We start from the raw sequence: 23,754 nt of genomic DNA on the forward strand, positions 1-23,754 counted from the left end.
ACGCTTCCTTCGGTCCCGTATCACCGGGGCCCTCCGGGCGCTTCCCTTCGTTTTACTTCTTTGTCTTGCTGTCTTGCGTTTCCGACTCTATCAGACTCTTTCGTGTCCGATTCCCGGTCGAAGCGGGTTTCACATTCGCTTCCAGGTAATTCGCTTTCGCGCTTTCCCTTTCGGCGAGTCCGACTCTATCAGGCCTTTTCCGCCTCCTTGACCACGGCCTGCGGGCACGCCGAAGGAGGGAGCAAGGTTAGGATCAGGGCTTGAAAGTCGCCGCCGACCCCCGACTCAATGTCGCGTTGGGGTCAGGCAGGAGTACGACTGTACAGGCCGCCGGGGATCGAGGCAAATCGTTTCTGGTGCACCCCTAGGTCCGCCAAGCGGTAGGTCTCGGGCGGAACCGGGACTTCATATGACTTACGCTGCTGAGCAGTACGCCGTCCCCCATTAGTCGCGGCGGCGACACCTGAATCTCCACCCCCTGGGAGGCTCCCCATGACCAACGTGACGTCCCCTCTTGTCGGCCGCGCCATCGGACTCACCGAGGTTCCCGACCCGGTCTTCTCCGGCGCGATGGTCGGTCCCGGTACCGCCATCGACCCCGTACGTGAGCCCTCCGAGGCCGTGTCCCCGGTCGACGGCATCGTCGTCTCCCTCCACCCCCACGCGTTCGTCGTCGTCGACGCGGACGGGCACGGCGTTCTGACGCACCTCGGTATCGACACCGTCCAGCTCAACGGCGAGGGCTTCGAGCTTCTCGTGAACAAGGGGGACACCGTGACCCGGGGCCAGGGCATCGTGCGCTGGGACCCGGTCGCCGTCGAGGCCGCCGGCAAGTCACCCATCTGCCCGATCGTGGCCCTGGAGGCCACCGCCGAATCGCTCTCCGATGTCCGTGAGGACGGGGACGTGAAGATCGGCGACACGCTGTTCGGCTGGCAGTAGCGCCTCGGGCGCAGTCACCAGCCAGTTGCACAACCACCGCGGTGACTCCGTCGCCGCACAACCGGAGACGGGTGAAATGGAGACAACGCTGCGAGGCGTCGGCGTGAGCCACGGTGTGGCCATCGGCGAGGTTCGGCACATGGGTACGGCGGTGCTGGAGCCGCCCGCCAAATCGATTCCCGCCGAGGAGGCCGAGCGCGAGCAGGGGCGTGCCCGGCAGGCGGTGGAGGCCGTGGCGGCCGACCTGGTCGCGCGCGGCAATCTGGCCGGCGGCGAGGCACAGCACGTGCTCGAGGCGCAGGCCATGATGGCGCAGGACCCCGAGCTGATGTCCGATGTCGACCGGCGTATCGCCGTCGGCAGCACTGCCGAGCGTGCTGTGTACGACGCGTTCGCCGCGTACCGGGCGTTGCTCGCCAATGCCGGGGAGTACCTGGCGGGGCGGGTCGCGGACCTCGACGACGTTCGGAACCGGATCGTGGCGCGGCTGCTCGGTGTGCCGATGCCCGGTGTTCCGGACAGCGACGAGCCGTACGTCCTGATCGCGCGGGACCTGGCTCCGGCCGACACCGCGCTCCTCGACCCGACGCTGGTGCTCGGCTTCGTCACCGAGGAGGGCGGGCCGACCAGCCACAGCGCGATCCTGGCGCGGGCGCTCGGTGTTCCGGCCGTGGTGGCACTGCCCGGCGCCGGTGAGCTGGCCGAGGGCACGGTCGTCGCGGTGGACGGCAGCACGGGTGAGATCTTCGTCGACCCGAGTGCGGAGAAGCGGGCCGAGATGGAGGCCGCCGCCGCTGCTCGCAAGGCCGCGCTGTCCGCCTCGACCGGTCCCGGCGCCACGTCGGACGGGCACAAGGTGCCGTTGCTCGCCAATGTCGGCGGTCCGGGCGATGTGCCCGCGGCGGTCGAGGCGGGGGCCGAGGGTGTCGGGCTGTTCCGTACCGAGTTCCTGTTCCTGGACGACAGCAAGCAGGCTCCTTCCGAGGAGAAGCAGGTCGCGGCCTACCGTGCGGTGCTCGAGGCGTTCCCCGAGGGGCGTGTCGTCGTGCGGGTGCTGGACGCCGGTGCCGACAAGCCGCTGGACTTCCTGACCCCGGCCGACGAGCCGAACCCGGCGCTCGGCGTCCGTGGGCTGCGGAGCCTGCTGGATCACCCCGAGGTGCTGCGTACCCAGTTGACCGCGCTGGCGAAGGCCGCCGAGGGTCTGCCGGTGTACCTGGAGGTCATGGCCCCCATGGTGGCCGACCGTACCGACGCCAAGGCGTTCGCCGACGCGTGCCGTGAGGCGGGGCTGCAGGCGAAGTTCGGGGCGATGGTGGAGATTCCGTCGGCCGCCCTGCGGGCGCGGTCGATCCTCCAGGAGGTGGAGTTCCTGTCGCTGGGCACCAACGACCTGGCGCAGTACACCTTCGCGGCGGACCGTCAGGTGGGCGCGGTGTCGCGGCTCCAGGACCCGTGGCAGCCGGCGCTGCTGGATCTCGTGGCGCTGTCCGCCGAGGCCGCTCGTGCCGAGGGCAAGAGCTGCGGTGTCTGTGGTGAGGCTGCGGCCGATCCGCTGCTGGCGTGTGTGCTGACGGGGCTGGGTGTCACCTCGCTCTCCATGGGTGCGGCGTCCATTCCCTATGTGCGGGCCACGCTGGCCAAGTACACGCTGGCGCAGTGCGAGCGGGCGGCGAACGCCGCTCGGTCCGCCGATTCGGCCGACGAGGCCCGCAGCGCGGCGCAGGCTGTGCTCTCGGGCGAGTAGGCGAGTGGACGAGTAGCAGCAAGGGTTCCGGGGAGGGGCCTCCCGCCGTTGGCGGGAGGCCCCTCCCTCTCTGTCAGTGGTGGGTTTCCGGGGGCTCGGCTCCGATGTCGAATCCCGCGCAGTACTCGACGCCGGATTCCGGGGAGACGGGCTCTCCGGTGTCCGCGTCCGTGCAATAGGCGTTGAAGACCTCGCCGGCGGTGAGCGGGGCGAGGCCGCCGTGGGCCAGGCGCCAGCCGTGGACGCGGTCCGGGCTTTCGGGGGCGCTGGTGCGTAAGACCACTCCCCCGCGTGATTCCAGGGCTACGGCCACCGCGAGGACCGTGGCGAACTCGGCGCCCTCCGCGCTGTCGAGGCGGGCCGGTCCTGTGGTGTCGCGGTGGGTGTGGAGCACGGCCAGGAGCTGGTCGTTGTCCGTCGGGACGCTGCACACCAGGTGGTGGGTGCCCGGCCCGGCCGTCTCCAGCAGCCGCATCAGGAGGTGCGAGGCGCGGTCGAAGGCCGCGCGCCCGATGTCCTGGCCGCAGTCGGCGCAGGTGCCGAGGTCGGCGAGGAGGAGGGTGGCGTACTCCCAGGTGGCCTGGCGGACCGCGCGGGAGACGAGGACGGGGATGAGGTCGTCGATGCCCTGGCCGGTGTAGGTGACCGTGGCTCCGGCGGCGGCGATCTCCGCGGTGAAGCGGCTGCGGCTGGCCCCTGTGTCGGCGTCGAGGCCCGACTCGGTGCAGAACTCCTCGTAGTCCTCCGGGTCGAAGAGGGCGACGGTGGTGTGCACGCCCTGGGCCGTGAGTGCTTTGAGCAGGGCCTCGACCTGTTGGAGGTAGACGGTGTGGTCGTCGAAGGGGAAGGTGCCGTAGCGCCGCATGGCCGCGAAGTCCTGGGCGTCGACGAGGAGGCCGACGGTGCTGGGTGCTTCGCGGCGCAGCGTGCGTCGCAGGGTGGTGGTGTGCGGGGTGCCGTGCCTCCTGCCGTGCTTCTTGCGGTGTGCCGCCTTGAGCGTCGTCTTGTGCTGGGCGTTCTGCCTGGTGTTCTCGGTCTGCGCCATGTGTCCCCCTGTGCGCGGTGAATCATTGCTCACTCAGCGTAACCAGGGGGACTGACAGTGGCGTTACGCGCGGCGCTTCGCCGCCAGGTCGGCGTAGAAGTGGAGGAGGTCGAGGTTGTCGACGGAGCCCGGGTTGACCGCCTTGGCGAGTTCGGTGCCCTGGAGCAGGCGCTTGACCGGAACCTCGATGCGCTTGCCGGTGAGGGTGTGCGGGATGGCGGGGACCTCGATGACCTCGTCCGGGACGTGGCGCGGGGAGAGGTTGTCGCGGATGGTCTGCTTGATCGCGGCGCGCAGGTCGTCGTCGAGGGTGGCGCCATCGGCGAGGTGGACGAAGAGAGGCATCCAGTAGCCGCCGTCGGGTTCTTCGAGGCCGATGACGAGGGATTCGCGGATCTCGGGGAGCCGTTCGACGGCTTCGTAGATGTCGGCTGAGCCCATGCGGACGCCCTGGCGGTTGAGGGTGGAGTCGGAGCGGCCGTGGATGATCACCGAGCCGTGGTCGGTGATGGTGATCCAGTCGCCGTGCCGCCAGACGCCGGGGTACATGTCGAAGTAGCTGTCGTGGTAGCGGCTGCCGTCGGGGTCGTTCCAGAAGCGGATCGGCATGGACGGGAGGGGGTTGGTGACGACGAGTTCACCGACCTCGTTGATCAGCGGCTTGCCGGACGGGTCCCAGGACTGGAGGTCGGTGCCCAGGCAGGGGGCCTGGAGTTCGCCGATGTGGACCGGGAGGGTGGGGACGGCTCCGGCGAAGCAGGAGCAGACGTCGGTGCCGCCGCTGACGGAGGCGATCCAGAGGTCCTCGGCAACCTCGTCGTGGAGCCAGCGGAAGCCGTCGGGCGGGAGCGGGGAGCCGGTGGTGGCGACGCACTGGATCCGGGAGAGGTCGAAGTCGCGGCCGGGGTGGATGCCGGCCTTGCGGCAGGCCATGACGTACGCGGCGGAGGTGCCGTAGAGGGTGGCGCCGGTCTGTTCGGCGACCCGCCACTGGGCGCTGACGTCCGGATAGCCGGGGCTGCCGTCGTACAGGACGACGGTGGTGCCGGTGAGGAGGCCGGAGACGAGGAAGTTCCACATCATCCAGCCGGTGGAGGTGTACCAGAAGAAGCGGTCCTCGGGGCCGAGGTCGCAGTGCAGGCCGAGCTGCTTGAAGTGTTCGAGCAGGATGCCGCCCTGGGACTGGACGATGGCCTTGGGCAGGCCGGTGGTGCCGGAGGAGTAGAGGACCCAGAGCGGGTGCTCGAAGGGGACCTGCTCGAAGACCGGTTCGGTGTCGGCGGAGGTGAGGGCGGCCCAGGCGAGGGCGCCTTCGGGGGCGTCGGTGCCGAGCAGTGGGATGTGGACGACGGCGCGCAGGGTGGGCAGTTCGCGGCGCAGCTCGGCGACGGTCTCGGTGCGGTCGTGCTCCTTGCCGCCGTAGCGGTAGCCGTCGACGGTGAAGAGGACGACGGGGTCGATCTGCTGGAAGCGGTCGAGGACGCTGCGGGCGCCGAAGTCGGGGGCGCAGGAGGTCCAGACGCCGCCGACGGCCGCGGTGGCGAGGAAGGCGACGACGGCCTGGGGGATGTTGGGGAGGTAGCCGCTGACGCGGTCGCCGGGGGTTACGCCGAGCGCGCGGAGTTCGGCGGCGAGTGCGCCGACCTGGCGGCGGAGTTCGGCCCAGCTGATGGGGACCTGGGTGTGGGTCTCGTCGACGTACAGCAGGGCGGGAGTGTCCGCGCGGGCCGGGTCCTCGGCGGTGCGCAGGGCGTGTTCGGCGTAGTTGAGGGTGGCGCCGGGGAACCAGGTGGCGCCGGGCATCGTGCGGTCGCCGAGGACGCGCTCGTACGGGGTGGAGAAGCGGATGTCGAACCACTCGGCGACGGCCTGCCAGAAGGTGTCGAGCTCGTCGACGGACCAGCGGTGCAGGGCGGCGTATCCGCCGTCGGCCGGGGCGCCGTACCGGGTGGCGGCCCAGTTCTGGAAGCGGGTGACGGCCGCGGCCTCGATGCGGTCGGGGCCGGGCTGCCAGAGCGGGGCGTCGGGCGTGGCTGCGGTCATGAGGGCTGCTCCCTGGCTGTGCGGGTACGCGGGGTGGGCGTCGGCGCGCACGGGCTGGGGTGTGCGCGTGAGCGGCTGACACGGACGATGCCATGTGATCGTCTTCGGCACCAGGGTGGCCCCGCCTCCGGGGATGCCGGGGAGCCGCGGCCGACATGGGTGAACGGGAGTTGAACGGAAGGTTCTGCGGGTCGGGCGGGGTGGCAGGGTGTGCGCCATGGACGGTCGTGACCTGGTGCGTCGGGTGAGGTTGGTCGGTTCGGTGCGGGGGCTGCGCACGGTGCGTTCGGCGTGGCGGCGCCGGGCCGCGGACGCCGCGGCGCTGCCGGCGCGCGGGGCGGAGCGGGCCCGGGTGCCCGGTGCGGCGACGGGTGCGGAGCCGGGTCCCGGCGGGGGTGTGGTGCGGTTCGCCCGTTCGGAGCTGCGCATCCGTGTGTCGGTGGGCGGTGCGGTGTTCTGGGCGTGGGACGGGGCGGAGCCGCTGCCGTCGTACGCGGTGGCGGGCGAGGCTCCCGCGCCGGACGAGCGGGCGGTGCTGGAGCCGGGCAAGGACGGCGGCTGGCAGGTGGTCGCGGAGCGGCTGACGGTGGAGGTGTCGCGGACCGGGGCGGTGGAGCTGCGCACGCCGGGCGGGGTGCTGTTGCGGCGTGAGCTGCCGCCGCGCTGGTGGGAGCCGGAGGGCGACGGGCCGGTGCGGTGGGTGCAGCGCTCGGAGGTGCCGGCGGACGCGCGGTTCTTCGGGCTCGGCGGGCGTGCGGGCGGGCCCCGGTTGCGGGACGGGGTGTACCGGCTGTGGAACACCGATCCGGGCGGGCGTTTCGGGCCCGGGGACGATCCGCTGTATCTGACGATGCCGGTGCAGGTGGTGGTGTCGGACGCGGGGACGCATCTGGCGTTCCACGACAACAGCTGGTCGGGCCGGGTGGTGCTGCGGGAGGGCGAGGAGGGCGCCGGTTCGGGGCATGACCGGCCGGGGGGCTGCGAGGTGCGGATGGAGGGCGGGCCGCTGCGCTGCTGGGTGGTGGTGGGGACGCCGGCCCGGGTGCTCCAGGGGTGGACGGCGCTGACGGGTGCTCCGGCGCTGCCGCCGTCCTGGGCGCTCGGGCCGCAGCACGCCCGGTGGGGGTTCGGCAGCCAGGACGAGGTGCGGCGGGTCGTGGACGGGTACCGGGACCGGGGGCTGCCGCTGTCGGTGCTGCATCTGGACATCGACCACTACGACGGGCACCGGGTGTTCACGGTGGACCGGGAGCGGTTCCCCGATCTGCCCGCGCTGGCGAAGGAGTTGCGCGGTGACGGGGTGCGGCTGGTGTCGATCGTGGATCCGGCGGTGAAGGCGGAGCCGGGTGACGCGGTGTTCGACGCGGGCCGGGAGGTCGGGGAGCGCGGTGCGTTCGTCCGGGACGCGCGGGGGCGGATGGTGGTCGGGGAGGTGTGGCCGGGGGCCTGCACCTATCCGGACTTCACCGATCCGGTTGTGCGGGATTGGTGGGGATCTCTGTACGAGGAGCGGCTTGCGCAGGGCTTCTCGGGGATCTGGCACGACATGAACGAGCCGGTCTCCTTCGCGGCGTTCGGGGACCCGTCGCTGCCGCGTTCGGCCCGGCATGTCCTGGAGGGCGCCGGGGGCGATCATCGCGAGGCGCACAACGTGTACGCGCTGGCGATGGCGCGAGCCGGGTACGAGGGGCTGCTGCGGCTGCGGCCCGAGGAGCGGCCGTTCCTCTTCTCACGGTCGGGGTGGGCGGGGATGCAGAGGTACGGGGGCACCTGGTCCGGTGATGTGTCGACGGGGTGGGACGGGCTGCGGGCGTCGTTGTCGCTGGTGGTGGGGCTCGGGCTGTGCGGGGTGCCGTATTCCGGGCCGGACGTGGGCGGGTTCGACGGGTTCCCGTCGCCCGAGCTGTATCTGCGGTGGTTCCAGTTGGGGGCGTATCTGCCGTTGTTCCGTACGCACTCGGCGATCGACGCGGGGCGGCGGGAGCCGTGGGAGTTCGGGCCCGAGGTGCTGGAGCACGCGCGGGCGGCGCTGGTGGAGCGGGAGCGGCTGCACCCGTACTTCGTGTCGCTGTCGCAGGTGGCGCGGCTGACGGGTGCGCCGTATGTGCGGCCGGTGTGGTGGGGTGCGCCGGGCGACCGGGCGCTGCGGGAGTGCGAGGACGCGTTCCTGCTGGGCGATGCGCTGCTGGTGGCTCCGGTGCTGGAGCCCGGGGTGCGGCGGCGGGCGGTGCGGCTGCCGAGGGGGCGGTGGTACGACACGGTGACCGGGCGGGCGTACGAGGGGCCGGGCCAGGTGCTGGTCGATGCCCCGCTGTCGGGGGTGCCGGTGCTGGCGCGGGCGGGGGCGGTGATTCCGGTGCGGGGTGCGGACGGCGAACCGGAGCTGGAGGTGTGGGCGCCCGCGCCGGGGCGTACGGGCGGGGGCCTGGTGGTGCGGGACGTGGGCGACGGGTGGGCGGAGGCGGAGGTCGAGCGGTACGCGACGCGGTGGGAGGGCGGCCGCCTGGTGGTGGAGCGGGACGGCGGGGAGGGTGAGGTCGGCTGCCGGGTGCGGGTGCGGGGGTTGGCGGACGCCCCGTAGGCGGTTCCCGGAGGCGACGCCCCGTAGGCGGTTTCCGGGTGCCTGGGATGGGCGTCTGTACGCGTCGGGCGGGGCGCCGGAGTCGTCCCCGGTCCGGTGCCCTCAGCCGTAGCGGCCCGCGAACCAGGCGTCGGCGGCTTCCGTGTGCAGGGGGAACGCCAACGGCCGGGGACCGTACAGGATCTCGTAGCCGGATGTCTCGTCGGTCGGGGCCGACGGCGGCAGGCTCGCGAGGGGGCAGGCCGGGAGGAGGCCGAAGACCAGGAGGTGACCGGCCGTGTCGCTGAGGACGTCGGCGAGCCGGACGTCCCGGGCGGTGGCCTCGATGCCCGTCTCCTCGCGTAGTTCGCGGGCCACCGCCGTACGCCAGTCCTCGGCGTGGTCGATGAATCCGCCGGGCAGGGCCGCGCCGCCCTTCTGCGGCTCGATGGTGCGGGTGATGACGACGAGTCCGGTGGCGTTCGGGCCGTCGACCGGGAGCAGCGCCACCGCGACGGGCAGCGGGTTGCGGTAGGCCGTGGTCCCGCAGTGCGTGCAGATGCGGGGCCAGGCGTCGGCGGACGGAAGGCCGGTGTACGGGGCGCCGCAGGTGCCGCAGTGGGAGTCCCGAACGTACCGGGGCGGCGGCTGCTGCGGAGCGGTCGGGGAAGGGCGGTTGCCGGATTCGGACACGGGCGGACTGTATCCGACGGGTTCTTCCGCGCGGGCCGCCCAGCTGATAGACGGTGTGCCCATGACAGGAATGCGTACCGCTCTGCGTGCCCTGGCCGTCACGGCCGCCGCCCTCCTCGCCGCCACGGCCCTCTCCCCCACGGCGCAGGCGCGTCCCGAACCGCGAGCCCCCGAGGAGTTCGTGGCGCTCCGTTCGGTGGATCCGACGATCATCCAGGAGATGCGCTACACCACGGCGCACACCTTCATGGGTGAGCGGGTGGACGGGTACCGGCAGCCGGTGTGCATCCTGACCAGGCCCGCCGCGCGCGCCCTGCACCTGGCGCAGAAGCGGCTGCTGCGTCAGGGCTATTCGCTGAAGGTGTACGACTGCTATCGGCCGCAGCGGGCGGTGGACCACTTCGTGCGGTGGGCGAAGGATCTCGACGATCAGGCGATGAAGGGAGAGTTCTATCCGCTGGTCGACAAGTCGCGGCTGTTCGAGGACGGATACATCGCGGAGAAGTCCGGGCACAGCCGGGGCAGCACGGTGGACCTGACCCTGGTCCGGCTGCCGGCCCTGCCGACCAGGCCGTACCGTCCGGGCGAGCGGCTGACGCCCTGCTTCGCACCGAAGGACGAGCGGTTTCCCGACAACTCGGTGGATATGGGTACGGGTTACGACTGCTTCGACACCCTCTCGCACACCGACGACCCGCGGATCCAAGGTGCTCAGCGCGCCAACCGGCAGTTCCTGAAGCGGACGTTGACCGAGGTGGGGTTCGTGAACCTGCCGGAGGAGTGGTGGCACTTCACCCACAAGCCCGAACTGTTCCCCGACACCTACTTCGACTTCCCGGTGGACCGCGGGTCGGTCGGGAGGCACTGAACGGAACGGGCGACCGGGACCACCCCCGTGGGCTCCGGCCGCCCGTTCTTCATCTCGGACGCGAAAGGGGCGTGTTCGGTTGCCGATCGGGCGGCTACCGTGCCCGTATGTCACAACAGACGTTCGAAACGTACGAGGAATTCTGGCCGTACTACGTCGCGATGCACTCCCGGGCCGCCACCCGGTGGGTCCATCTGACCGGCACGCTGACCGGGCTCACGCTCACCGCATACGGGCTCGCGCGGGGCCGGAAACGGTATCTGGCGGCCCTGCCGCTGATCGGGTACGGCACGGCGTGGCCCGCGCACTTCCTGATCGAGAAGAACAACCCGGCCACCTTCGGACATCCTCTGTGGTCGCTGCGCGGGGACGCGCAGATGATCCGGACGATGCTCGCGGGCCGGGACGCGGAGCTGGCGGAGACCGCGGCGAAGTGGCTGGCCGAGCACGGGGAGGACAGGACCGGCTGAGACCTCCCCGGCCGGACCCCTCGCCGGACAAGGGCGCCCGTGGCACACTTCTGACGTTCCGTCAGATCCAGTGCCGGGAGGGGCTTTGTCGCGCACGCGTACACCCGTGGTGGCCGGTTGGTTCACCGAGGACGCCGCGGAGGAGGACTTCCGGCTGCTGGGCACCCGCTGCTCCGGCTGCCGGACGGTCCACTTCCCCCGGGAGGACGGCCACTGCCGCAACCCGGGCTGCACCGGCGGGGAGTTGGAGGAGACGCCGCTGTCGAAGCGGGGCACGGTGTGGTCCTGCACCGACGGGCGCTACCGGCCGCCTCCCCCGTACGTCAGCGACCCCGACGCCCCCTGGACCCCGTACACGCTGGTCGCCGTCGAGCTGGCCGCCGAGCGCATGGTGGTGCTGGGGCAGGGCGCTCCCGGGGTAGGTGTGGCCGATCTTCCCGTGGGCTCGGTGGTGGAGGTGGTGCCGGGCGTCCTGGACGAGGGCCGGGCGACGGGCACCGTGCACACCACCTGGCACTGGCGGCCGGTCACGGCGGACGGGGACTCGTCATGAGCGGCGACGTGGCCGTCCTCGGGGCCGGAATGCACCCGTGGGGCAAGTGGGGGCGGAGCTTCGTCACGTACGGCAGGATCGCCGCGCGGGCCGCGCTCGCGGACGCGGGCATCGACTGGTCCGAGGTCCGGTCGGTGGTCGGCGCGCAGACGGTGCGCGGGGGCTATCCGGGGTACGTGGCGGGCGCGACGTTCGCCCGGGCGCTCGGGTGGCAGGGGGCGCGGGTCGCGTCCGTGTACGCCGCGTGCGCTTCCGGGGCGCAGGCCGTCGACACGGCGCGGGCGCAGATCCTGGCGGGGCTGGCGGACGTGGTGCTGGTGGTGGGGGCCGACGCGGCGCCCAAGGGGTTCTTCGCCCCGGCGGGCGGGGAGCGGCCGGACGATCCGGACTGGCTGCGCTTCCGGGTGCTCGGGGCGACGAACCCGGCGTACTTCGGGCTCTACGCCCGTCGCCGCATGGCGCTGTACGGAGACACCCCGGAGGACTTCGCGCTGGTCAAGGTGAAGAACGCGGCGGCCGGGGCGCTCAACGAGTACGCCCGCTACCGCGCACCGGTGACGGCGGAGGAGGTCGCCGCCTCCGCGGTGGTCGCCGATCCGCTGCGGCTGCTGGACATCTGCGCCACGTCCGACGGGGCCGCCGCGCTGGTGCTGTGCAGCATGGAGTTCGCCCGGCGGCGCGGGGTGCGTGATCCGGTGCGGATCCGGGCCGTCTCCACCGTGACGCCGACCTTCCCGAGGACCGTCCTGGATCTGCCGGACATCGGCACGGACTCGGCGGTGGCGGTGGATCCTTCGCCCGAGAGCTTCCGGGCCTCGATCGCGCGGAGAGCGTACGAGGAGGCGGGGATCGGGCCGGAGGATCTCTCGCTGGCCGAGGTCTACGACCTGTCCACAGCACTTGAGCTGGAGTGGTACGAGGACATCGGGCTGTGCGGCCCGGGCGAGGGGGCGAAGCTCCTGCGCTCGGGGGCGACCGCGCCGGGCGGCCGGATTCCGGTCAACGCGAGCGGCGGTCTGGCCTCGTTCGGCGAGGCGGTCCCGGCCCAGGCCATCGCGCAAGTGTGCGAGCTGGCGCGGCAGTTGCGGGGACGGGCCGGTCAGCGGCAGGTGGCGGGCGCGCGGGTGGGCATCACCGCGAACCAGGGGCTGTTCGGGCACGGCTCGGCGGTGGTGGCGGTCCGCTGATCCACAGCGGCATCTCAACAGGTTTTCCCCGCGCTTGGCTTGACTGCCCGTCACCGCCGCAGAACACTCAGGACCCGGCGCGCCGGACGACGTGCGGCTCGTACCCCTGTCGGCGGGGGTACGAGCCGTACGCGTACCGGAGACCGGGATCCGCCCCTCCCCCGGCTCAGGTGGCGACGGGTTCGCGGGCCCGTGCCGCGCGCTCCAGCGCGTGTTCCACGACCGCGACCAGGACGTCGCGCACGGAGGACCGGTCCCGTGCGTCGCAGACGAGCAGCGGGACCTCGGGGTCGAGGTCGAGAGCGGCCCGCACGGTCCCGGTGGGGAACCGCTCGGCGCCCTCGAAGGTGTTGACCGCGACCGTGAACGGGATCCGCCTGCGCTCGAAGTAGTCGACCGCGGCGAAGCAGTCCTCCAGGCGCCGGGTGTCGGCGAGGACGACCGCGCCCAGGGAGCCCTGGGCCAGCTCGTCCCACAGGAACCAGAAGCGGTCCTGGCCGGGTGTGCCGAAGAGGTAGAGGACCAGATCCTCCCGCAGGGTGATCCTCCCGAAGTCCATCGCGACCGTGGTGGTCGTCTTGGACTCGACCCCTTCCAGGTCGTCCACCGGGCGGCCCGCCTCGCTGAGGCGTTCCTCGGTGCGCAGCGGTCTGATCTCGCTGACCGCGCCGACCGCGGTCGTCTTGCCGACGCCGAACCCTCCCGCCACCAGGATCTTCAGGGTGACGGGCTCGACGGGCCGCTGCTCGGCGCGGCTAGAGCGCCCGAAGGCCATTGATTACCTCGCGGAGAATGTTCACGTCCGGCAACTCGGCCGGCGGAACGGGACGGGTGACGTGCACCAGATCGTCCTCGACGAGATCGCCGACCAGAACCCGTACCACCCCTACGGGGAGGTCGAGTTCAGCGGCGAGCTCGGCGATCGACTGGGGTCTGTCGCTGCAGAGTTCGACGATCGCCACGTGTTCGGGGGCGAGCGTCTGGTCCCGGCCGGGGTCGTCGGCGGCCGGTTCCGGCACGACGAGCGCGATCAGGTCGAGTCGGTGACGGGAAGCGCTGCTGGTCCGCCCCCGGGTCATCGCGTACGGGCGGACCACTGGTCCGGCGTCCGCGTCGTACCACCGGGAGGCCTGGGGGTCGACGGTCCCGTCCGGGGATCCGGGGCCGGCGTCCCGGGGGGAGTCAGCGCTCATGCCCGCCACGCTCACCCTCCGGCGGGCGTACCGGTCGTCCGCGGGGCGTTGGCCAGATGGGCCCCCACGCGCTTGACCATCAGCGTCATCTCGTACGCGACCTGGCCAACGTCGGAGTCGGCGTCGGCGAGGACGGCGAGGCAGCTGCCGTCGCCGGCCGCCGTGACGAAGAGGAACGCCTCGTCCAGTTCGACGACGGTCTGGCGCACCCGGCCCGCGTCGAAGTGGTGGCCGACTCCCTTGGCGAGGCTGTGGAACCCGGAGGCGACGGCGGCGAGATGCTCACTGTCCTCGCGGGTCAGGTCCGCCGAGGCACCGGTGGCGAGTCCGTCGCTGGAGAGCACCAGCGCCTTGCGGATGCTGGCGACGCGCTGGACGAGTTCGTCGAGCAGCCAGTTCAGTTCGCCCGAGCCGTGGCGGGCGGGGTTGTGTGCTGCGGTGTTCGGTGCGGTCATCGACCGTCCCCTCCCGGAGTGGTTCCTGGTGCTGTGCCACCGGGGTCGCCGGTGTTCGCGGTCCCCTCGGTGGTTTCGGTGGTGTCGGTGGTCGTGACGGGCGTGGTGTTCCCGGGCGTCCCGGTGCTCGCCGTGTTCCCGGTGGTCTCGGCGTTCTCCCGGCGGCCGCGCTGCCAGCCTCGTTGGAGCGAGGCCATGCGGTCGCGTACCTCGTCCGCGTCGCGCTCGGCGTCGTCGACCGTGTCCACGGGCGCACGCTGCACCGTGCGCTCCGCGGACTCCTCACGGAGCTGGCGGGCCAGACTGGCCTGCCGGACCCGTCGGGGCAGTCCGCCGATGGTGTCGGGTGCCGGTGGGGCCTCCTCGCGCCCGGAGCCGGGTGCCGCCGTGGCGCGGGTGGCGTCCGGCGTACCGGAAGTGCCCGGTGTACGGGCGACGCCTGTTGCTCCGCGGTGGGCGGCGGCTCGCACGGTCCAGGGGGCGTCGGTGGTACGGGGCCCGTCGGCCGTATCGGGCGTACGGTCCGCGGTGTGCGGGACCGGTCCGGTGGCCTTCGGGGGAGGCGTGATCGCGTCGTCCCCCTGCGCGTCGACCCGGCGGCCCCGGTCGGTGACCAGCGTCGGCGGGGTGCGGCGGGGCAGCGGTACGGGTCCGGCGGGGCGCATCGGGCGGACCTCCGCCGTGGGCTCGTCGCCGTGGTCGCGGGCCTGCTGGTGCTGGTCCCGGTCGGCGTCCCGGCGCGGACGGCCGCCGGGCCTGTCGCGCCGGGACTCGCGGTCCCCGTCGCGGCGCACGTCCCGGGCGCGGAAGATGCCGCCGCGCTCGCTCTCCGTGTCCTCCAGGTCGGACACGCCGTCCAGGACGGGCCCGAGGGCCGGGTCCAGGGCCGGGTCCAGGGCCGGGTCCGGTGAACGGTCCAGCGGATCGCCGGCGAAGTCCAGCGGGCCGACCGGGGCTTCCAGCTCGACCGGCCCGTCCAGGACACCCGGCCCGGTGAGGCCGGTGGGCACCGGCGACAGGACCGCTGACCTGCCGTTGGCGCGGCGCTCCCCGCCCGATGGCGCCCCCGGCGCGCCCGGCGCCGTCCCGGAGCTCCGGCCGCTGCCGATGGCCCGCTCGGCCCGGCGGTCCAGGCGGAACCCGGTGCCGTGGGTGTCCGGGGCGTCGGTGAGCAGGGCTGCCGGGATGAACACGACCGCGGTGGTGCCTCCGTACGGCGATCTCTGGAGGGAGACCCGCACGTTCTGGCGCTGGGCGAGCCGGCTGACGACGAAGAGGCCCAGCCGGTCGGTGTCGGAGAGCTCGAAGTCGGGGGTCTCGGCGAGCCGCAGGTTGGCGTCGAGGAGGACCTCGGGAGTCATGCCGAGGCCTCGGTCGTGGATTTCGAGCGTGAAACCGTTGGAGACGCGTTCGCCGTGCACCTGGACCGCGGTGTGCGGGGGTGAGAAGACGGTGGCGTTCTCCAGGAGTTCGGCGATCAGGTGGGTGAGGTCGGCGACGGCGGGTCCGCCGACGCCGATCCGGGCCAGGCGGCGGACCTCGATGCGTTCGTAGTCCTCGACCTCGGCGACGGCGGCCCGCACCACGTCCATCAGCTGGATGGGCTTGCGCCACTGGCGGGAGGGGGCGGCGCCGGAGAGGATCACGAGGCCTTCGGCGTGCCGCCGCATACGGGTGGTGAGGTGGTCGAGGCGGAACAGGTCGGCGAGTTCGTCGCCGTTCTCGGTGCGGCGCTCCATCGCGTCCAGCAGGGTGAGCTGGCGGTGCAGGAGGACCTGGTTGCGGCGGGCGAGGTTGACGAAGACCTCGGAGACGCCGCGCCGCATGTCCGCCTGCTTGACGGCGGCCTCGACGGCGGCCCGCTGGAGGGTGTTGAGCGCCTGGCCGACCTGGCCGATCTCGTCGGGTTCGTAGCTGAGGTGCGGGGCCTCGGTCTCGACGTCGACCTGTTCGCCCGCGGCCAGCCGGCGCATGACGCTCGGCAGCCGGACACCGGAGACCTCGTGGGCGTCCTTGCGCAGCCGGGAGAGGTCGCGGACGAGTTCACGGCCGATGCGGACGGAGACGAAGACCGAGACGATCAGAGCCAGGAAGCCGAGGATCCCGGCGATCCCGGCCTGGGCGAGGACCCGGTAGGCGGCCGGTTCGGCGCGGTCCTGGAAACGGTTGCCCATCTCCGTGGAGTCGCCGGCCAGCCGGTCCAGGACGGGCACGGCCGCCTCTTCCCAGCGGTCGGCGTCGACGGCGGCGGGGCGCTTCGTCGGCCCGGCGCCGATCAGGGCGTCCTCGGCGGTGCGCAGGGGTTCGGTGTCGGGGCTGCCCCAGAACTGCTCGACGCGGCGGCGTTCGGCGGCGGGGAGGTTCTCCAGGCTGACCTCGTAGAGCAGCTCGCGCTGCGCCACGAGGCCGGATATCTGGCGGAGTTCGGCCGTGGTGAAGCGGCCGGCGATGAGGCCGGAGGCGATGAGCGCGTCCTCACGCGAGAGCATCTCGCGGGCCCGGGAGATGCCGACCAGGGCCCGCATCTGCTTGTCCATCGACACGTTCTGAAGGGTGTGGAGTCCGTTGAGGAAGCGGTACGAGGGGTCGACGAGGCCGTTGTAGAAGTCCAGGGCCTTTGCTCGGCTGATGGTGCGCTTCTCGACCGACTCGCGCAGCGCCTCCAGTCCGTCGACGGCACTCAGGATCGCGTCCAGGCGGCTGCTGTCGGCGGCGCTCAGCGATTCCCGGACGTCCTGCTCCCGGGCGTTCTCCCTGACCTGGCTCACGATGCGGTCGGTGGCGGCGCGTTGGCCCATGAGGACGGGGAGCGCGTCGGAGGCCCTGGGGTCGGCGAGGAAGACCAGGGTCTGCCGTCGCTCGTCCTGGACGGCGCGGACGGCGTCCTCCAGGGGTTCGCTCACCTTCTCCACGATGGATCCGGCGCTCATCAGTTCGTCGGCCTGACGGCCGGTGATGTAGGTGGCGAAGACCCAGAGGCCCGTGAGAGAGACGAGCGGCACCAGCAGCAACGCCACGATCTTCCTGCGGATGGACTTCCCGCGAAAGCGCATGGCCTCCCCCAGATCGGCCCCGCACGGCGGCTGCGGGGGTCGCCCCGCGCGGTGGCTGCGCGGGTTGTCTTCTCCGTCAATAAACGGCGCGAGCCTACTACTGACACCGAGACAACTCGAAGACACGTCCGGATGATTTTCAGCCGTCCAACCGGAATTTGATCATGAGTTGTCCCGGTATTCCCGGAGATGAAATTCGCGAAAGTGACAGAGGGCACCGCCCTGACTCCTCAGGACCGGCACGTATCAGTTGGCTGGAATTCTTCGCTCCGTGACCTTCTGTGCCCTGCGCGTGCTTTTCCTGGGGAATCTTCGGGACGGGTGGTTCGTCCATATGTACGGGGTAGGCGCACGGTGGGGTCGCGCGCGGCAGGACGGACATGTTCCGCCCGCGTAGAACCGGCGCAAGCCGGGCAGCCACCCTGAAGTCGGACAGTGGCGGGGAGTTGAAGACCTTGAGTACGCAGGAACGCGGGGGCGCGGCGGCATCGGCTGCCGCGCGGCCGGAAGCCGCGGAGGGGGCACGGGTCCCGCGGCAGTTGTGGGTGGAGGAGCCGGCCTCGAAGCGGCGCATGCCCGATGCGGTGCGGACGGCCGCCGTGCGCGCCGTGCTGATCATGTCGGTGACGATCATCCAGGCGATGGTCGCCTTTCTGAGCACGTTGACCGGCTCCTGGCTGGCCTTCCCGATGGTGCTCAGCAGTGTGGCCAGCACGGTGGTCGCCACCTGGGCGGTGCTCGACGTATGGGTGACCCGGCAGGTGTGGAACCAGCGCAACGGCGTGGTGTCCGTGCCGAGCAGCACGGCCCGTCAGATACGTCGTGAGCGGCGCCGGTCCCGCCGGGCCGAGCGGGCGGCCGAGCGGGACGGCACGGGCGGTGGCATAGGCGGCCGCCGGAGCGCCGGCGGCCTCTCCCGCGCCTGACGGGCACTGCCCGCGCTCGAACGGCCGGCGGCCGTGGTCGGCCCGGCGGGCAGCCGCCCGCTGCTCCCGGTCCGGCGGTTACGCCTCGGTCTCCGGGGTGGCCGGGGTCTCGGCGGTGGTCTGCTCGCTCCGTTTGAACATCCGGGTCGCCGTGATCTCGCCGTGGACCGTCTCGCCCTCCGGGTCCTGCTGCGGCAGACCGGGCCGCAGATGCTCCTCCACGCTGATGTACTTCAGCCCGGCCCTCAGGTCGGCGTCGTTGCGCAACCGGATGACGAGGGGGAACTCGGCAAGCGCGGTCGTGTCGAACAGGCCGGTCGTGTAGAGGAGTTGGACGCCCAGCGCGTCCGACACGGCCCGCTGGAGCTCCAGCAGATACGTGGCGTTGGCGCGGCCGATCGGGTTGTCGAGGAACAGGGTGCCCGCGTGCCGGTGGCGGTCGCGGCCCCGGTCGTTGCTGCGCAGCGCGGCCATCGTGCAGTAGAGGGCGATGGCCGCGGTGAGCAGCTGGCCGCCGGAGAAGACGTCGCCCATCTGCCCGACGGGTACGCGCTCGGCGCGCAGCACGGCGTCCGGCTTCAGGATCTCCACCGCGATGCCCTTGGGCCGCAGGGCCGCCTCGACCCCCCGCAGCAGCAGGGACATGCCGTCCCGCCGCAGATCGGAGTTCTTCTTCAGGGCGGCGCTGGTGGCCTCGTCGATGACCTCGCCGAGGCGCTCGGTGAGGGTGGCCTGGTCGGGTTCCTCGAAGCGGATGCGGAGGAATTCCTGCCCCGACCACTCCCCCAGTCCTTCGGGGAGCTGGGACAGCCGCTGGGCGGAGCGCAGGGTGGTGAGCGCCGACTCGACGAGTCCGCGCAGCCGGTCGACGATCGAGTCGCGGTTGCGCTCCAGCTGGACGAGCTCGTCGGTGAGGACGCGCAGCCGGGGGGCGAAGGCGTCGGCCCACTTGCGGGCGTGCTCGGGCAGCGCGGAGGCGGGCAGTTCGCGGATCTGCTGGCGGGCGGGGGTGCGGACCTGTTCGTACCGGGTGGAGTTGGCGTGTCGGACGAGGATGTCGCTCGCTTCCCTCACGGCGCTTTCGGCGGCCGACAGGTCGGCGTTGCAGCCGCGCAGGGAGCGGCGGGACTCGGCGGCGGACTGCCGGGCCTCCTCCAGACTGCCGGGGTACGGGTCGGGGCCCTCGGTCTCCTCTTCAGCGCCGTGGTCGCGCAGGAGGTCCCGCAGGAGGGCCGCGGTCTCGTCGAAGCCGCCGGCGGAGTCCTCGGCGGTGCGGTGGGCGTGCAACAGCTCGCTGTGGGCGGCGCGGGCGGTGTCCAGGGTGGCGGTGGCGTCGGCCAGTTCGGCGTTGGCGGTACGCAGGAGGGCCTGGGCCCCTTCGGCGTCGGCCGGGACCAGGTCGTCCGGCAGCTCGGTGTGGTGGGGGCGGTCGTCGTCGGGGGCGAGCCGTTCGGCTTCGCCGCGCAGCCGTCCCAGGTGCTCGCTGGCGTTGGAGGCGCGGGTCTCCAGGAGCTGGACGTGTGCTTCGGCGCGGGCGGCGGCGGCCTGGCGGGACGGGCCGTCGGCTCCGTCGGTCCCTTCCAGGAGCTGGGCGGCGCGGGTGCGGACCTTGTTGGTGAGGCGGTCCAGCTCGGCCAGGGCGGCGCTCTCGTCGCTCTCGGCGCGGGCCTGTTCGGCGCGCAGGTCGGCGCCGACGCCGACCTTCTCGTACAGCTGGGACGCGGCCCGGTAGGCCTCGCGCAGGGTGGGCAGGGCGGTGCGGGCCTTCGCCTCGTCCTCCTCGGGGAGGACTTCGGGGACGCCGGCGATCTCAGCACGCTCGGCCCGCAGGGCGCGGGCGGTGCGGTGGGCGTCGTCCCCGGCGCGCTGGGCGGCGCGTCGGTCCTCGTCGGCGGCGCGGGCGAGGTCGAGGCAGACGGCGGCGCGGGCCTCGGACTCGGCGGCCTCGTCGGCCAGTTCGCGCAGGCGGGCCTGCCAGCCGGAGCGCTCGCGGAGCCGGTGGGCGAGTCCCGCGAGGGCGTCGGCGGCGCGGCGGGCCCGCTGGGCGGCCTCCTGGCGTTCGTCGCGGACCCGGGCGGTGTCGGCGGCGGCCTCGTCGGCCTCGGCACGGGCGGTGCGGGCCTCGGCGAGGACTGCTTCGGCGCTCTCGGCTGCCGTACGGGCGGTGGCGGCGGCCTCGGCCAGTTCGGCGAGCATGCCGGGCGGGCAGTCGGCACGCCACGAGCCGATGCGTGAGGCGAGGGCGCGGTCGCCGGAGAGGCGGGCGGCCAGCGTCCGGATGTCCTCGTCGCGGGCGGCGGCGCGGCTGCGCAGCGCGTGGCGCTCCTCGTCGGCGGCGTGTTCGTCGTGCATGGCCGGGTTCGGCGGGACGAGGAAGACGCCGTCGCTCGCGGACTCCGAGCCGGTGCCGGGGGCCGGGACGGGGGCGAGGAGAGCGGCGGCGGTTCCGACGGCGACGGCCGAGCGGGGCAGCAGGGCGGCCCCGGCGAGGACTTCACGGGCGCGGGTGTGGGCGTCGGGGTCGGTGATGACGACGCCGTCGACGAGTTCGGGGCGGGCGGCGAGGACGGCGGCGTGGTCGGCGGGGTCGACGGCCTGCGCGAGGTAGCGCCAGCCGGGCAGGGCGGGGATGCCGTGCTCGCCGAGATATTCGACGGTGGCCAGGACGTCGGGGCCGGGCGGCAGCAGCCCGCCCTCGCCGAGCGCGCCGAGGATGCGGGCGTCGTCGGCGGCGGCGGTGCGCAGGTCGAAGAGGCGGCGTTCGGCGGCGGCGACGGACTGATCGAGGAGGTCGCGCAGTTCGTCGGCGCTGCGGTCGAACTCCTCGGCGGTCAGGGGCTGCTGGGCGTTGGCCGGCTGGTCGGCGAGAGCGACGGCGCGGTCCGGGGAGGAGTCCGGCGCGGTGCCCGTGCCGTCGCTCCGGTGGCCGGTCGTCGTGGTGTCGTCGCCGGTGGGGGTGGTGCGGGCGGTGCCCTGGTCCTGGCCCGGCGTCCCGTCCAAGGACTCCCGGCGAGGGTGCGGGACGCCGGTGCCCGAGGGCAGGCCGAGCAGGTCCGCGAGGCGGGGGTCGGCGGCGATCGACGCGGCGGCCAGGTGCTCGTCCTCGTAAGCCCGCTCCGCGGCCTTGGCGCCGTCGGCGGCGCGGGCGGCGGCCAGTTCGGCGCGGCTCTCGGCGGCGGCCGCCTCGCGGGCGGTGTCGGCGGCGGAGCGGGCGGCTTCACGGGCGGTGTCCCAGGCGGCGACGGCGGACTGTTCGGCGTCGCTGGCGGCGAGGGCCGCGCGGGCGGGGTCGGCGTCGGGCGCGGTGTCGTCGAGCCAGCCGGCCCGGACGGCTTCGGCGGTCTCCTGGCCGACCTCGGCGAGGCGCTGGCGCAGATGCCCCGCCTCGCTGCGGGCGCGCTGGGCCTCGGTGGCGGCGACCGTCGCGTCCCGGTGGGCGCGTTCACCGGTGGCCTGGAGGGTGTCGGAGCGCTCCTCCTCCTCGTTGGCGAGGCGTTCGCCCTCCTCGGCGGCCTTGTGCAGGGCGCGGACGAGGTCGGTGGCGGCGGCGGAGCGGGCGGCGAGGGCGGGGGCGGCGTCGCGTTCGGCCTCGCGGATGGCGGCGGCGACCCTGGCGGAGCGGTCGGCGGCGGCGCGGTGGCGCAGGACGGCTTCGGCGGCCTGCCAGGCGGAGTGCAGGGTGCGGGCCTCGACCAGCTCCTTGCGTCCTGCGGTGGCGCTCTTCTCGGCGGCGGTCAGGGCCAGTGAGGCGTGCCGGTAGGCCAGTTCGGCGGCGATCAGGGCGCGGCGGCCCCGGGTCGACTCGGCTTCGGTGACGGTGTGGGCGGCGGCGGTGACGCGTTCGGCCAGCTCGGCGGTGCGGCCGCGCTCCTCGGCGGCACGGGCGGAGAGCCGGCGGGCCAGGGTGCGGGTGCGGCGCTCGGCCCCGGCGTGGATGTCGCGGGCCCGGGTGCGGGTGTCGGTGGCCTCGACGATCCGGCCGAGGAGGTCGACGGAGCCCGCGGTGAAGTCGCGTTCGGCGGTCAGCTCGGCTCGGCGGCCCAGTTTGTTGCCGAAGCCGCTGACCAGGTCGGCGAGCCCGTCGGTGTCGCGGGTGTCGGTGACGGCGCGGAGCAGGAGGTCGGTGAAGTCGGAGTCCTTCTTCACCGCGAAGAGGCCGGCGGCCTCGCCCTCGTCGGCGTTCATCTCGCGCTGGTAGCGGAAGAGTTCGGGGTCGAGGCCGAGGTCGCCGAGGTGTTCGTTCCAGCGGTCGTGGATCTCTTCCCAGTGCACGTCGAGGTGCGCGTAGAACTTGCCCGCGTCCGTCAGCGCGTCGCGGAAGCCCTTCATGGTGCGCCGCCTGCCTCGGGCGCCGGAGACGCCTTCGGCGGGGCGGCCCACGGCGGAGGCCTCGGCGACGGGCAGGCTGTCCAGGCTGAGCCCGGGTCCGGGCCGGAACGAATACCAGGCCTCGGCGAACTTGCGCGGGTCGTTGGAGACCTGGCGGCCCCGCCATTCGCTGACCTTGCCGACGACGACGCACTCCCCGGTGAGGGTGTGCTGCCACTCCAGGGCGACGTGCCCGCAGTCGTCGGCCAGGAGGAACTTGCGCAGCACGCCGGAGCTGGCCCCGCCGAGGGTGTTGCGGTGGCCGGGGAGCATCACCGAGAAGATCAGCTTGAGCAGGACGGACTTGCCGCCGCCGTTCTCCAGGAAGAGGACGCCCGCGGGCGCGGGGCGGCGGGGCGGGCCGACCGGCTCGTCCTCGAAGAACTCCGCCTGGGCGGGGGCGGGGTTGGGGACGGGTGCGCCGACGCCGCGCAGGTCGAGGACGGTGTCGGCGTAGCGCGCACCGGCAGGCCCGATGGAGTAGAGGCGGACCCGGGACAACTCGTACATGGCGGCGGACTCTCGTCGTTCGGTGAGCGGGGGTGGAGCGGCGGGGGGTGTGCGGGTCGGTCGGGGTCAGGAGTGGAAGGGCAGGCCCGCGTCGGCGGCCAGCTCCACGCTGTCGGGGTCGGGCGGCGGCAGCAGGGTGGCGGAGCCGTCGGTGACGGGGACGACGCCGAGCTCCAGCAGTTCCGCCATGGCGGCGCTGCCCGCCAGGTCACGGACCTGGAGCTGGTAGCGGGCGGTGGTGCGGTAGGCGCCGCCCGCGTCGTCGCCGGTGCGCTGGAGGAAGCCGGAGTCGGTGAGGAAGGCGACGGCCTTGCCGATGATGCCGGTGGTGGATCCGGCGAGCCGGCGCGCGTCCTTGGTGGCGCCGGTGGAGCTGCGGCGCGCGTAGATCCGCCAGCCGGCTTCGAGCCCGGGGGCGTCGCTGACGGGGTCGGTGTTGTCGCCCTGCTCCTCGGCGCGCTCCTCCAGCCGTCGGCAGGCCTGGCGTACGAAGGCGTCGACGCCGTTGACCGTGATGCGGCCGATGTACGCGTCGTCGGCGAGGTCCTCGGGGCGGGGGAAGGCGAGGGCGGCGACGGCGAGGTGGGCGAGGCCGTGCAGGAAGCGGTCGGCGGCGTCGGAGGAGGCGCGGCGGGCGTAGTCGCCCATGCGGACGGCGAAGACGGAGTCCTCGCCCGCCGTGACGGCCATCCCGGCGCGCGGGGAGACCTCCAGGACGACGAGGCCGAGGCCGGTGGCGACGGCGTCGGCGAGCCGGGCGAAGGCGCTCTCCTCCCGGTAGCGCCGCAGGAGGTCGGCGTATTCGGCGTCACGGGCGGGCAGCAGCTTGGGCTGGAGCCCGAAGGAGACGAGCCGGGCGGCGTCAGCGGCGTCGGCCGGGGTGACGGCGGTCTGTCCGGCGGGCTCGGCGGCGTGTGGAGAGCCGGGGTACGGAGAGGTGTGCGCGGAGTCGGGCCCGTACGCCGTGGAGGGAGCCGCGTACGTCGTGGCGGGGCCGGTGTGCGCGGAGGGCTCGGTCCACGCGTCGGGGTGCTCGGCGTCGTGGTCGCTCACGGCTGGGACTCCTCGGTACGGACGTGGTGCGGGTGCGGAGGGCGGGCTGGGCCGGCCGCGACGGGAGAGGCGGCGGAGGGCGCGGGGC

Annotated in this window: 17 protein-coding genes; 8 read left to right on the forward strand and 9 right to left on the reverse strand. The window is 73.2% G+C overall.

The window, feature by feature from the left end:
* The first annotated feature begins 492 nt into the window (after window positions 1-492).
* Window positions 493-942, forward strand: coding sequence for a PTS sugar transporter subunit IIA (locus IE140_RS19260; RefSeq protein WP_150197961.1), 450 nt, complete (start codon window positions 493-495; stop codon window positions 940-942).
* 76 nt (window positions 943-1,018) lie between these two features.
* Entirely contained in the window at window positions 1,019-2,689 is a 1,671-nt protein-coding gene (gene ptsP / locus IE140_RS19265; protein ID WP_032784035.1) for a phosphoenolpyruvate--protein phosphotransferase, read from the forward strand.
* A 73-nt stretch (window positions 2,690-2,762) separates the two neighbouring features.
* Here the strand turns inward: ptsP and IE140_RS19270 are convergent, their stop codons facing one another.
* Together IE140_RS19270 and IE140_RS19275 are read right to left on the reverse strand one after the other, a co-directional pair.
* Window positions 2,763-3,734, reverse strand: a complete 972-nt coding sequence (locus IE140_RS19270) for a DUF8829 domain-containing protein (protein ID WP_150197963.1) — start codon at window positions 3,732-3,734, stop codon at window positions 2,763-2,765.
* 63 nt (window positions 3,735-3,797) lie between these two features.
* Window positions 3,798-5,777 (reverse strand): acetoacetate--CoA ligase, encoded by a 1,980-nt coding sequence (locus tag IE140_RS19275; RefSeq protein WP_150197965.1) that lies wholly within the window; start codon window positions 5,775-5,777, stop codon window positions 3,798-3,800.
* Between the two features lie 217 nt (window positions 5,778-5,994).
* Here IE140_RS19275 and IE140_RS19280 point away from each other — a divergent pair, with 217 nt between their 5' ends.
* On the forward strand, window positions 5,995-8,358 hold the full coding sequence (locus IE140_RS19280) for a glycoside hydrolase family 31 protein (RefSeq protein ID WP_189460575.1): 2,364 nt from the start codon (window positions 5,995-5,997) through the stop codon (window positions 8,356-8,358).
* 102 nt (window positions 8,359-8,460) lie between these two features.
* Here the strand turns inward: IE140_RS19280 and IE140_RS19285 are convergent, their stop codons facing one another.
* Complete coding sequence (locus IE140_RS19285; protein ID WP_150196695.1) at window positions 8,461-9,030, reverse strand: NUDIX domain-containing protein; 570 nt, start codon at window positions 9,028-9,030, stop codon at window positions 8,461-8,463.
* A 70-nt stretch (window positions 9,031-9,100) separates the two neighbouring features.
* Between IE140_RS19285 and IE140_RS19290 the strand changes: the two genes are divergently transcribed.
* From IE140_RS19290 to IE140_RS19305, 4 genes are all read left to right on the forward strand, one after another.
* A complete protein-coding gene (locus IE140_RS19290) occupies window positions 9,101-9,898 on the forward strand; it encodes a M15 family metallopeptidase (RefSeq protein ID WP_109177863.1) in 798 nt (265 codons plus the stop codon).
* Between the two features lie 107 nt (window positions 9,899-10,005).
* A complete protein-coding gene (locus tag IE140_RS19295; RefSeq protein WP_032768287.1) occupies window positions 10,006-10,368 on the forward strand; it encodes an Mpo1-like protein in 363 nt (120 codons plus the stop codon).
* Between the two features lie 85 nt (window positions 10,369-10,453).
* Window positions 10,454-10,921: a Zn-ribbon domain-containing OB-fold protein gene (locus IE140_RS19300; protein WP_189460577.1), complete on the forward strand. Its 468-nt coding sequence runs from the start codon at window positions 10,454-10,456 to the stop codon at window positions 10,919-10,921.
* Window positions 10,918-12,108 carry a lipid-transfer protein gene (locus IE140_RS19305; protein ID WP_150196696.1) on the forward strand — a complete coding sequence of 397 codons (1,191 nt, stop codon included), beginning with the start codon at window positions 10,918-10,920 and terminating at the stop codon, window positions 12,106-12,108. Before IE140_RS19300 ends, IE140_RS19305 begins: the two co-directional genes overlap by 4 nt.
* Before the next feature lie 166 nt (window positions 12,109-12,274).
* Here IE140_RS19305 and IE140_RS19310 read toward each other — a convergent pair whose 3' ends face one another.
* The 4 genes from IE140_RS19310 to IE140_RS19325 are packed head-to-tail and all read right to left on the reverse strand — an operon-like array spanning window position 12,275 to window position 16,809.
* Window positions 12,275-12,883: a GTP-binding protein gene (locus IE140_RS19310; protein ID WP_006123096.1), complete on the reverse strand. Its 609-nt coding sequence runs from the start codon at window positions 12,881-12,883 to the stop codon at window positions 12,275-12,277.
* Window positions 12,864-13,301 (reverse strand): DUF742 domain-containing protein, encoded by a 438-nt coding sequence (locus IE140_RS19315; protein ID WP_150196697.1) that lies wholly within the window; start codon window positions 13,299-13,301, stop codon window positions 12,864-12,866. The genes IE140_RS19310 and IE140_RS19315 overlap by 20 nt, the downstream gene beginning before the upstream one ends.
* Before the next feature lie 11 nt (window positions 13,302-13,312).
* Entirely contained in the window at window positions 13,313-13,756 is a 444-nt protein-coding gene (locus tag IE140_RS19320; protein WP_006123098.1) for a roadblock/LC7 domain-containing protein, read from the reverse strand.
* Window positions 13,753-16,809: a sensor histidine kinase gene (locus tag IE140_RS19325; RefSeq protein ID WP_150196698.1), complete on the reverse strand. Its 3,057-nt coding sequence runs from the start codon at window positions 16,807-16,809 to the stop codon at window positions 13,753-13,755. The genes IE140_RS19320 and IE140_RS19325 overlap by 4 nt, the downstream gene beginning before the upstream one ends.
* A 572-nt stretch (window positions 16,810-17,381) precedes the next feature.
* Here IE140_RS19325 and IE140_RS19330 point away from each other — a divergent pair.
* Window positions 17,382-17,735, forward strand: coding sequence for a hypothetical protein (locus IE140_RS19330; RefSeq protein ID WP_093439559.1), 354 nt, complete (start codon window positions 17,382-17,384; stop codon window positions 17,733-17,735).
* 78 nt (window positions 17,736-17,813) lie between these two features.
* On the opposite strand, the gene IE140_RS19335 is transcribed toward IE140_RS19330, so the two are convergent.
* Both IE140_RS19335 and IE140_RS19340 read right to left on the reverse strand, forming a co-directional pair.
* Window positions 17,814-22,613 carry a coiled-coil domain-containing protein gene (locus tag IE140_RS19335; protein ID WP_189460579.1) on the reverse strand — a complete coding sequence of 1,600 codons (4,800 nt, stop codon included), beginning with the start codon at window positions 22,611-22,613 and terminating at the stop codon, window positions 17,814-17,816.
* Between the two features lie 66 nt (window positions 22,614-22,679).
* Window positions 22,680-23,666 carry a hypothetical protein gene (locus IE140_RS19340; RefSeq protein ID WP_150198873.1) on the reverse strand — a complete coding sequence of 329 codons (987 nt, stop codon included), beginning with the start codon at window positions 23,664-23,666 and terminating at the stop codon, window positions 22,680-22,682.
* Window positions 23,667-23,754 lie beyond the last annotated feature (88 nt).

The organism is Streptomyces parvus (genome assembly GCF_014648875.1).
GTDB lineage: Bacteria > Actinomycetota > Actinomycetes > Streptomycetales > Streptomycetaceae > Streptomyces > Streptomyces parvus.

Bases quoted from the DNA above. Each gene is read 5' to 3' on its own strand.
- IE140_RS19295 (WP_032768287.1), top strand. From the start codon at position 10,006: ATGTCACAACAGACGTTCGAAACGTACGAGGAATTCTGGCCGTACTAC.
- IE140_RS19260 (WP_150197961.1), top strand. From the start codon at position 493: ATGACCAACGTGACGTCCCCTCTTGTCGGCCGCGCCATCGGACTCACC.
- IE140_RS19325 (WP_150196698.1), bottom strand. From the start codon at position 16,809: ATGCGCTTTCGCGGGAAGTCCATCCGCAGGAAGATCGTGGCGTTGCTG.
- IE140_RS19275 (WP_150197965.1), bottom strand. From the start codon at position 5,777: ATGACCGCAGCCACGCCCGACGCCCCGCTCTGGCAGCCCGGCCCCGAC.
- IE140_RS19315 (WP_150196697.1), bottom strand. From the start codon at position 13,301: ATGAGCGCTGACTCCCCCCGGGACGCCGGCCCCGGATCCCCGGACGGG.
- IE140_RS19290 (WP_109177863.1), top strand. From the start codon at position 9,101: ATGCGTACCGCTCTGCGTGCCCTGGCCGTCACGGCCGCCGCCCTCCTC.
- IE140_RS19270 (WP_150197963.1), bottom strand. From the start codon at position 3,734: ATGGCGCAGACCGAGAACACCAGGCAGAACGCCCAGCACAAGACGACG.
- IE140_RS19335 (WP_189460579.1), bottom strand. From the start codon at position 22,613: ATGTACGAGTTGTCCCGGGTCCGCCTCTACTCCATCGGGCCTGCCGGT.
- IE140_RS19330 (WP_093439559.1), top strand. From the start codon at position 17,382: ATGCCCGATGCGGTGCGGACGGCCGCCGTGCGCGCCGTGCTGATCATG.
- IE140_RS19305 (WP_150196696.1), top strand. From the start codon at position 10,918: ATGAGCGGCGACGTGGCCGTCCTCGGGGCCGGAATGCACCCGTGGGGC.
- ptsP (WP_032784035.1), top strand. From the start codon at position 1,019: ATGGAGACAACGCTGCGAGGCGTCGGCGTGAGCCACGGTGTGGCCATC.
- IE140_RS19280 (WP_189460575.1), top strand. From the start codon at position 5,995: ATGGACGGTCGTGACCTGGTGCGTCGGGTGAGGTTGGTCGGTTCGGTG.
- IE140_RS19320 (WP_006123098.1), bottom strand. From the start codon at position 13,756: ATGACCGCACCGAACACCGCAGCACACAACCCCGCCCGCCACGGCTCG.
- IE140_RS19310 (WP_006123096.1), bottom strand. From the start codon at position 12,883: ATGGCCTTCGGGCGCTCTAGCCGCGCCGAGCAGCGGCCCGTCGAGCCC.